This is a genomic window from Myxococcus llanfairpwllgwyngyllgogerychwyrndrobwllllantysiliogogogochensis (genome assembly GCF_006636215.1).
Lineage (GTDB): Bacteria > Myxococcota > Myxococcia > Myxococcales > Myxococcaceae > Myxococcus > Myxococcus llanfairpwllgwyngyllgogerychwyrndrobwllllantysiliogogogochensis.
The window spans coordinates 1-7,936 of record NZ_VIFM01000391.1 but is presented as its reverse complement, the minus strand read 5'-3'; the positions used below and the strand labels follow the sequence as shown (position 1 = coordinate 7,936).

5 protein-coding genes and 1 pseudogene are annotated in these 7,936 nt (G+C 70.7%); 5 read left to right on the top strand and 1 reads right to left on the bottom strand.

The features are described 5' to 3' along the window. From FJV41_RS46370 to FJV41_RS46350, 5 genes are all read left to right on the top strand, one after another. Positions 1 to 642 (top strand): C39 family peptidase (locus FJV41_RS46370; protein ID WP_181791431.1); only part of this gene is annotated, 642 nt, incomplete at its 5' end. Positions 643 to 703: 61 nt separating this feature from the next. Further along, positions 704 to 1,501 carry a sigma-70 family RNA polymerase sigma factor gene (locus FJV41_RS46365; RefSeq protein ID WP_181791429.1) on the top strand — a complete coding sequence of 266 codons (798 nt, stop codon included), beginning with the start codon at positions 704 to 706 and terminating at the stop codon, positions 1,499 to 1,501. An 8-nt stretch (positions 1,502 to 1,509) separates the two neighbouring features. Further along, positions 1,510 to 4,497 carry a serine/threonine-protein kinase gene (locus FJV41_RS46360; RefSeq protein ID WP_141649039.1) on the top strand — a complete coding sequence of 996 codons (2,988 nt, stop codon included), beginning with the start codon at positions 1,510 to 1,512 and terminating at the stop codon, positions 4,495 to 4,497. A 75-nt stretch (positions 4,498 to 4,572) separates the two neighbouring features. Further along, a complete protein-coding gene (locus FJV41_RS46355; protein WP_141649038.1) occupies positions 4,573 to 4,950 on the top strand; it encodes a hypothetical protein in 378 nt (125 codons plus the stop codon). Between the two features lie 107 nt (positions 4,951 to 5,057). Beyond that, positions 5,058 to 5,855, top strand: a complete 798-nt coding sequence (locus tag FJV41_RS46350) for an endonuclease/exonuclease/phosphatase family protein (RefSeq protein WP_141649037.1) — start codon at positions 5,058 to 5,060, stop codon at positions 5,853 to 5,855. 83 nt (positions 5,856 to 5,938) lie between these two features. Here the strand turns inward: FJV41_RS46350 and FJV41_RS46345 are convergent. Beyond that, positions 5,939 to 7,918: pseudogene (locus FJV41_RS46345) on the bottom strand (COG1470 family protein); the annotation flags it as partial. Positions 7,919 to 7,936 lie beyond the last annotated feature (18 nt).

Sequence of the window (7,936 nt, the reverse complement as noted above, 5' to 3'; positions counted from 1 at the left end):
CTCACCGACGGCCTCCCGCCGTCCGTCCCCACCCAGGATTCCGCTCCGACGCCGGGCGCCACGCCGACGCTGGGCTCAACGCCCTCCACCCCCTCCGCGCCAGGTGAGCGCTACCCCGTGCCGTACATCAATCAGATCTCCTCCGAGGGCACCGAGGACGACTGGAACCGCTTCTCCAACTGCGGCCCCACGACGATGGCGATGATTCTCAAGGGCTACGGGCTCGGCGAGGGCCTGTCCGACGGCGCCTTCATCAATCAGCTCGCCAACTCCATCGGCATGGGAGCCGAAGGCACCGGTTACGTCGGCATCGAGCAGATGGCCGCGAACCAGGGACTCACATCGGAGACCCACGCCGGCTCCGATACGGCCTGGATTCAGCAACAGCTCGAAGCGGGCAACCTCGTCGCCGTCAACGGTGAGAGCAGCGTGATGCTCGCCAACGAGCAGCCACCCAACGCCTCCGGCAACTTCTCCGGAGGCCACTGGATTGCGGTGACGGGCATGACGCCCGAGGGCAACTTCATCGTCCACGACCCGTCCAGCACCTGCCGCGAACTCACCCCGGACCAGCTCTCCCGCTTCCTCGCCGAGCACCACGCCGGAGGCTTCGCCACCGCCATCCACCCGCCAAGGGAATGACTCGGCGCGGTACGAGCACTCGGCCCCGGCGCGTGCCCTCGGGCTGGAACAGGAGCCAGCGTTGTACACTCCCAACCGCATGGACCCACCCCGCCCCGATGAGGACGCGTACCTCAGGGCCCGCGCCGCCTGGCCCGGCGTGGTGCTCGAACGCGGCGTCTTCCTCGCGCACCTGAGCGCACGCGGCGGGACGGACCCGGTCCGCCACGTGGAGGACCTGTACCTCGCCTGTGCTTGCGCACGGGGCCTTCCGGCGGCGCTCGCGCTCTTCGAGCGTCGCCTCCTCCCCGCCGCGCGCCAGGCCCTGGCTCGAAGGAACATGGCCCCCGACGTGGTGGACGAAGCCATGCAACGGCTGCGCGAACGCCTGCTGCTGCCCCGCGAGAATGCCCCACCCCGTCTTGCCGAATACGACGGTCGCGGTCCCCTGGAGACCTGGGTCCGCACCGTGGCCCTTCGGCTCGCGCTCACGGAGCTGCGTGAGCGCGCCGCCCGCCCCATCGCCCTGGAGGAAGCGCTGCTGCCTGTCCAGGACGCCTCCTTCGCCGCGCTGAAGCATCGCCACCACGCGGACATCGAAGCGTCCATCGCCTCCGCGCTCGCTTCGATGGAGCTTCGCGAGCGCGCCTTCCTCCGGCTGCACCTCGTGGAGAACGTGGGCGTGGAGGACATTGGCCGGGTGCATGGCGTGAGTCGCGCCACCATGACGCGATGGCTCAAAGCCGCCAGGGACACGCTCACCGAGCGCACCCACGCGGAGCTGCGACGACGACTGAAGGTCGACGCATCCGAGCTGGAAAGCCTGGCCCGCACGCTCCTGAGCGGACTGGACTTGAGCGTGAGGCACCTGCTGCGCTGAGTGAGGCCATGGACTGCCCCGACGAAAACACCCTCCTGGCGTACTGCGAGCGGGCCCTGGAACCGTCCCAGGCCCAGGCCGTGGAGGCCCACGTGGACCGTTGCTCGGCGTGCCTCGCGCTGGTGGGTGAGGCGGCTCGGGGCGCCGCGCGCACCACGCTGATGGACGCGTCCGGAGAAAAACCAGGCACCGACAAGCCGGCGACCGCCCCTTCGTCCTCACCCGGGCGAGGCACCCAGTTGGGCCGCTACGTGGTCCTGGACCGCGTGGGCGCCGGAGGCATGGGGGTGGTGCTGAGCGCGTATGACCCTCGGCTGGACCGCAGGGTCGCCCTCAAGTTGGTGCGCGCGCTCGACGGGGACGGCGCCAGGGAGCTGGAGCAGCGCCTGCTCCGCGAGGCCCAGGCCGTGGCCCGCCTCTCCCATCCCCACGTCATCACCGTCTTCGACGTGGGCACCGTGGACGGCCGACTCTTCATGGCCATGGAGTTCGTCGAGGGCCCCACCCTGCGCCAGTGGCTCAAGGCCAGCCCTCGCTCGTGGCGAGAGGTGCTGCACCTGTTCAAGCAGGCGGGCCAGGGGCTCGCGGCCGCGCATGCCGCGCAGCTCATCCACCGCGACTTCAAGCCAGACAACGTGCTCGTCGATGGCCAGGGCCGCGCGCGTGTGACGGACTTCGGACTCGCGCGCCTCCAGGACACCACCCCCGCCCTGCCCACGCCTCCGCGCGCGAACGTGCCCGATGACGACGCCGCGCCCCTGACGCGCACGGGCTCCCTGGTGGGAACCCCGGCCTACATGCCGCCCGAGCAATGGAGCGGCGAACCCATGGATGCCCGGGGGGACCAGTTCAGCTTCTGCGTCGCGTTGTACGAAGCCCTCTTCCGCATCCGCCCCTTCGCCAGGGGCCAGCCTCCTGACTTCGAGCACCTCCAGGCCCCCGCGCACGACACGGACGTGCCCGCCTGGGTGCGTCGCGTGGTGCTGCGCGGCCTCGGCATCAAGCCCGCGGACCGCTACGCCTCCATGACCGCGCTCCTGGAGGACCTCGGGAAGGACCCGGCCCGCCGGCGCGCGCGGCTGCTCGCCACCGGGTGCGCTGTCGCCGGGGTGTCCGCCCTCGCCCTCCTGCCATGGCTGCGCGCCGAGCCCGCGCCCTGCACCGGTGCCGCCGCGCGCCTCGCTCCGGTGTGGAGCGCCCCCCGCGAGGCCAGGGTGCGCGCCGCCATGCTCGCCACCGGTGCTTCCCTGGCGGGGTCCACCATGGACGCGGTATCCCGACACCTCTCCGACTACGCGCGGGCCTGGGAGGCGGGCTACACCGAGACGTGCGAGGCCACCCACGTGCGCCACGAGCAACCGGAGAACGTGCTCGCGCTGCGCATGGCCTGCCTGGAATCCCGGCGCCAATCCCTTGACGTGCTCGCTGACACGTTGGAGCGCGCCGATTCGGCCCTGGTGCAGAAAGCCGCCGAGGCCTCCCTGCGCCTCCCCTCGGTCTCCGACTGCTCACGCGTGGAGTCCATCCTCTCCCTCGCGCCCGAACCCCAGGACCCCGCCGTGCGCGCCCGGATGGAGCAGGCGCGGCTGCGGCTGTCGCGCGCCCAGGTGCTGCTGGAGACGGGGCGCTACGCGCAGGGGAAAACGGAGGTCACGGCGGCGCTGGAGGAGGCCCGCGCGCTCGGCTACCGCCCGCTGGAGGCGGAGGTGCTCCATGTCGCGGGCTGGCTGGAGCATCGGCTCGCCCGGAACGAAGAGGCCGAGCGCGCCTGGACCGAGGCCATGCGGGCCGCGCTCGCCGGACGTCATGACGTGCTGGCCCTGCGTGCGAGCACGGACCTGGTCTTCGTCATCGGCTACGAGTTGGAGGACATGAAGCGCGGGCTGGAGCACGCCGCCCAGGCGCGGGCGCTGATGGAGCGCGTGGGCTCGGCGGACGAGAGCGCGGCCCGGCTGGAGAACAACCTGGGCCTGGTGTACTTCGGCGAAGGCCAGCTCCCCCAATCCCTGGAGCACTACCAACGCGCCCTCGCCTTGCGCGAGCGAACCCTCGGGCCCGAGCACCTCGACACGGCCAAGGTCCTCACCAACCTCGCCCTCGTGCGCACGCGGCAGGGGAGCCCGCTCGACGCCGTCTCGCTCTACGAGCGGGCGCTCGCCATCCAGCGACGCGAGCTGGGAGCAGGACACCCCCTGGTCGCCAACACCCTCATCCTCCTGGGAGACGCACGCCGCTGGGTGGAGGGCCCCGAGGCCGCGGTCGCCTTCTACGAGCAAGCCCTCGCGCTGCGCGAAGCCACGCTCGGCGAAACGCACCTGGACACCATCCGCCTCCACAACGACCTGGGCCGCCTGCACGAGCAACTCGAGCGCTTCGATTCAGCCCGGGTGCACCACGAGAAGGCCCTGGCGCTGACGGCCCACGCCTTCGGCGAGGAGCATGCGGAGTACGCCCAGTCCCTGCTGGCCCTGGCAGCGCTCGAGAACCGTCAGGGCCACTTCGCCGCGGCGCTGAAGGGGTATGACCGGACGCTGGCCCTCCAGGCGCGGCTGCTCGGGGCGAAGGACTCCTCCACGTTGCGCACGCGGGAGGAGCGCGCGGCCGTGCTGCGCAAGGCGGGCCGGCCGCGTGAAGCCCTGGCGGAGTTGGAGGAGGTGCTCGCGCGAAAGGAGGCGGACGGTGGCCCGCGTCAGCCCCGCCTCGTCACGTCGCTCGTCGAGCTGGCTCGCACCTGGCTGGAGTTGAAGCAGCCCGAGCGCGCCCGCGTCGCCGCACAGCGCGCGCTCGATATCATCCAGCCGCTGGGGTGGAGCCCCACGCGCAGGGCGGAGCTCCAGTTCACCCTGGCCCAGGCCCTCTGGGACGCGAAGTCATCACGAGGCCAGGCGCTCGCGCTCGTCGACGAGGCCCTCGCGGCCTTCACCTCCGCGGGCAAAGCCAAACAGGCCCAGGCCCGCGAGGTGGCCCTCTGGAAGCAAACTCATTCCAGGCCTTGAGCGCTCATCGGCAACTCCGCCCTTGGTTTCCTGGAGAATGAAGCAAGCCTGAATTCAGAAGTCAGGAGCTCCCTCATGTTGCCTCCCTTGCGTCACGCGACGGTCGCGCTGCGGCGTCTCGCCGCTCAGCCACGCCCGAAGTCTTCCCAGCCCACCGGAGACCGGGAGCACGGGTCCGCCCCGCTCCACCAGGCCCTGAAGGGTCGCTCGACGTTCGCCGCTTCCGCGCGCGTCGCTCGGGGTGGAGACCCCAGCACGGATGGCGACAGCCCCACCAGTACGCGCCCCATGGGGGGGCCCCTGCTTCCGCCCATCATCCGGGCGTTCTTCGTGCGGGTGTTCCCGAACCTCTTCCCGCCCTCGGGGCAGGTTCGCTCCGATCCCAGCGCGGACCCCGACAGCCCCAGCAGCAGCCGGGGCACGGCGCATGGGAACGATGACACCACCGTGTAGGCCATCAGCACGCGGCCCAGGGGAGACGGTCACCCCCGAAGGTGTCTCCCTGGCGCCACACTCCGCCTGCGATTGTCCGAGCCCAGGTCTTGCTATGGGGTCTGGATATGTGGCCCCCCAGCCTCGCCGCGTCCCTGGTGCTGTCCGTCCTGGAAGCTTCCGCACCTTCGTCACCTCCACCCGCGCAGGGGAAGGTGACGGTCATGACCTACAACGTCCTCTACTCCGCGCCGCCAGAGGATGTGGCGAAGTCGCTGGACCTCATCGAGAAGGAGGCGCCGGACATCCTCTGTCTGCGCGAGTTGACGCCAGGGTTCGCCAGCGCCTTCCGGAAACGGCTCGGGAAGAAGTATCCCCATGTCCGGCTCGTCCCCCGGAAGGGGACCTGGGGCGTGGGCATCGCGAGTCGCCATCCGATGACTCGCACGGAGCACTTCTCCCAGGAGCCACACCGCATGCCGGCCCTGGAGGCGGACGTGCGCCTCGCGGGGCGGACCTTGAAGGTCTCCTGTGTGCACCTGATGGCGCCGGGGGCCACGCATCGCAAGGACGACGACCTGGTTGAGTCCATGGCGAAGAACGCGGTGCTCCGAAAGAAGCAGGCCGACGCCCTGATGAAGCGCTATTCGAAGGAGCAGGGTCCGCTGCTGCTGCTCGGGGACATGAACGAAGGCCGCTCGGGTGATGCGATGAAGGCCTTCGCCTCGGCGGACTTCCAGCACGCATGTGAAGGGCCGGGCGAGAGCTGCGGCTCCACCTGGCCGGGCGCGGCCTCCGTCCTTCCGGCCATCGTGGAGATCGACCACATCCTCGGCCGGCGAATCACGCTGTCCGAGGCCAAGGTGCTGCGCAACGGGGGCTCGGACCACGACGCGGTCCGTGCTTCCCTCGAGTTCCCACCGTGACGTCCCGCGCCGCGAGGGAATGCGAAACGCCGTGCTCCACCCGAAGGTGAAGCGCGGCGCCGTCACTGCCTCGCGAGCAATCCCTAGTTGCAGCCCAGCGGGTACGTCACCTCCACCAACGAGCCGGGCGCGGGGGCCGCGTCACGGTCGAAGATGATGGTGTTGGTCCGCGCGTCGTAGTGCCAACCCGTGGTGACCTGCACCCCGTCCACCTCGACGACGATGCGCGTCGAGTCGGCGGGCACCTCGGTCAGCGGGAAGTTGCGGTTGGGACCGAAGGCGCTGTTGGAGAGCTTCTCCAGCGACGCGGCCCAGTTCGGCGTGCAGATGCTCTCCACCACGCCGCCCGTCGCGCTCGCGAGCTGGAGGTAGCGGCTGCCGGAGCTGCTCGACGTGGGGCAGGTGGCCAGGTCCATGGGGCCGACAATCGCGTTGATGCTGAGCTTGGACTTGTCGTTGCCCTTCAGCGCCAGGAAGTACGTCTCGTAGAAGGACACCGGCTGCGAGCTGAAGTCCTCCTCGTCCGAGAGGAAGATGATGGCCAGCTTCGCCTCCTCGCGCAGGAACCCGCCGTTGCCGTCGTTGGCCAGAGGGGTGCGGACGTCATCCAGGTTGTAGAGCAGCGGGTCCGACAGGGCGCGGTGCGCCGCGTCCAGGCCCTGCTCGTTCCAATGACACACACCCACCTGCGTGTTGGCGGCGAAGACCCCCGCCGCGTTCGGCGTGTCCGGGGTGATGATGCGGGGCCGCGAGCCATCCACCGGGAACAGACGCCCGTTCTCTCCGCCCTGCGCGCCACCGGGGCACTCGGACCAGCCCCCTGGAGACGGGTCCAACCCCGTGGTGGTGACGCCGATGCGGTAGTCCACCGCCGCCGCGCTCGCCGCGCTCAGGAAGGCCGCGAAGTTCTGCCCCAGGCTCTGCTGCTCCTCCATCATCGAGCCCGAGTTATCCACCACGAAGAGGACGTCCACCTTCGCCTTCGACTCCTGGAAGAAGCGGTCCGTCTGCTCCGCCTTCGTCACGCCCCGGCCCACCAGGCCCGCCGTGTACTCGCCCCCATCCTCCAGCCGGAAGCGCAGCGCCGCCGCGTCATCCCCGTCGTCCGTCGGCGTGTAGCGCGCCGTCAGCTTCACCCGCGCGCCCGGGGCAATCGTCGCCGGGAAGGGGTTGGCCGACGCCACCTCGAACTCGCTGCCCGTCTGCTCCAACTCCATGCCCGCGACCTTCACCGGGCCAATGCACTCGTTGATGGCCAGCAGCTCCCGCGTGCGCGGGCCGCAGGACAGCTTGGTGATGCCGAAGTCCACCGTGGTGGGCTGCACCGCGAAGCAGCCCTTCACGCCCTCGCCCACCAGCGTCACCAGCGGGTGTCCCAGCGACGGGTGGTTCACCCACGCCTCCGCGAGCCCCTCGAAGGCACCCTCGGCCTCCGGCTTGAAGCGCACGACGAGCGTGGCCTTCTGGCCGGGCTGGAGCACGCCATTGGGCACCGCCGCGGCGACGAAGGACGGGTCCGAGCCCGCCACCAGTTGCATGGAGGCCAGGTAGCACGCCTCCGCGCCGGTGTTGCGCAGCGACACGCCCAACGCCACCTCCGCGCCCACCGGCACCTTGCCGAAGCGCAGCTGCTGCGGCAGCGCGTACTGGCACGGCTTGAACGCGCGGCCCTCACCCTTCAGCTCCACCGCCTCCGTCGACGTCGTGCTCCCCGCCCGCACCGTGACGGCGAGCTGTCCCTCGCTGGCACCCGCCGCGCCCACGCGAGGGCTGAACGTCACGCCCACGAAGGCCGACTGACCCGAGGGCACCGTCACGCTGGCCGGCGCCTGCGCCAGGGTGAAGTAGCCCCCCTGCGCCGTGTCCAGCCGCAGGTTGTTGACGAGCACGCTGTCGCGGCAGCGGTTGACGACCTCCACCGCGCGCGTCGCCGTCATCCCCTCCGCCACCACGCCGAAGTCCACCTTGCGCGGCAGCACCGCCACGCAGGACGTGCCACCCTCGCCCGTCAGCGACACCTTGGGGCCCGGCGCGGAGGAGCCCTGCTCCCGCACCCCCACCTCTTTCTCTTATACACATGT

Excerpts from the sequence above, each read along its gene's own strand:
- FJV41_RS46360 (WP_141649039.1), top strand. The coding sequence starts at position 1,510 with ATGGACTGCCCCGACGAAAACACCCTCCTGGCGTACTGCGAGCGGGCC.
- FJV41_RS46350 (WP_141649037.1), top strand. The coding sequence starts at position 5,058 with ATGTGGCCCCCCAGCCTCGCCGCGTCCCTGGTGCTGTCCGTCCTGGAA.
- FJV41_RS46355 (WP_141649038.1), top strand. The coding sequence starts at position 4,573 with ATGTTGCCTCCCTTGCGTCACGCGACGGTCGCGCTGCGGCGTCTCGCC.